1 protein-coding gene is annotated in these 1,389 nt (G+C 72.9%); it reads right to left on the reverse strand.

What is annotated here, in order from left to right; all coding sequences use genetic code 11:
- Nucleotides 1–29: 29 nt before the first annotated feature.
- A complete protein-coding gene (locus HF320_RS08980; RefSeq protein ID WP_211159051.1) occupies nt 30–1,274 on the reverse strand; it encodes an IS256 family transposase in 1,245 nt (414 codons plus the stop codon).
- Nucleotides 1,275–1,389 lie beyond the last annotated feature (115 nt).

The following is a 1,389-nucleotide window of genomic DNA, read 5'->3' on the forward strand; positions in this document are numbered from 1 at the left end:
GCCGTCCCCCGGAGCGGGCCCTCCCCATGCTACGCCGCGCGCAGCTTCCTGTCGAACGCCTCCTCGACGAGCGCGAGGACGCTCCCGACCTCGGCGGGCGAGGGCTCGGGCGACGGGGCCGCCGAGAGCGGCCCCTCCATGCCCCTGCGGTCGATGAAGTTCCTCTCGCACGCCCATGCGTCGTTCTGGTCGCAGCACACCGCGCCCACCAGGCGCAGCAGCGACGCGGTCGAGGGGAAGACCTGGACGACGGAGGTGCGGCGCTTGATCTCGCGGTTCATCCTCTCCTGGACGTTGTTCGTCCTGATCCACAGCCTGTGCTCGCGGGGCAGGTCCAGGTACGCGAGCGCCGCCGGCTCGGCCTCCTCGAGCAGGTCGGCCCCGGCCCCGTCGCGGGCGCGCAGCAGCTCGCACGCCCTGCGGTACCCGGCCCGGACCAGGGCGGGGTCCGACTCGGAGAAGGCGGCCTTGAGGGCGGCGGCCGCGGCCGCCCCGTCGCCCCTCCTGCGGCAGCGCTCCGCCACGCCGCGCTCGAGGTGCGCCACGCAGCGCTGCCACGACGACCCCAGGAACACCTCGCGCACCGCCCGGGCGAGCCCCGCGTGCGCGTCGGAGACCACGAGCCTCACGCCCGACAGCCCCCGGGCCCGCAGCGACAGCAGGAACGAGCGCCACGACTGGTAGGACTCCGCGTCGACCGCCTCGACCCCCACGACCCGCCTGCGCGCCCGCGAGTCGCAGGCCACGGCCGTCACCAGCGCCGTCGAGCGGGCCGCGCCCGCCTCCCGGCAGGGGACGTAGGTGGCGTCGAGCCACAGGTAGGGCCACCCGGCCCACGAGAGGTCGGCGCCCCTCATCTCGTCCACCTCGGCGTCCAGCGAGGCGCACAGGCGCGACACCCTGCTGCGGCTCATCCTCTCGACGCCCATCTTCGCCGCCGCGGCCTCCACCTTCCTGGTCGACACGCCACCGACCCACATCTCGCATATGGCGGAGGCGAGCGCGGTGTCCGTGCGGCTCCAGCGCTCGACCACGTCGTCGGGGAAGTACGTCCCCGTCCTCAGCTTCGGGATCCTCAGCGTGACCCTGCCTATGCAGGTGTCCAGCGACCTCTCCCGGTAGCCGTTCCGCTGGGCGCCGGTCTCGGAGGCCTGCTCGTCCATCACGGCGTTGAGCAGGCCCTCGAGCAGCGACCTGGCCGCGGCGTTCAGGTCGATGGTGCCGTCCGGCCTCGTCCCGGCCGCGGCGACCGCCTCTTCGTGTATGGTATCCATCTGGCCGTTCCTTTCTCTAGGACCGTAAGTTGTGGTGACCCACGATTCTAGGGAACGGCCGGGCCTCCCGGCGCGTCGCCGGGAGGCCTTTTACACCAAAATTAGTGACGCGACC

Origin of the sequence: Collinsella acetigenes, assembly GCF_012844445.1 — a bacterium.
Lineage (GTDB): Bacteria > Actinomycetota > Coriobacteriia > Coriobacteriales > Coriobacteriaceae > Collinsella > Collinsella acetigenes.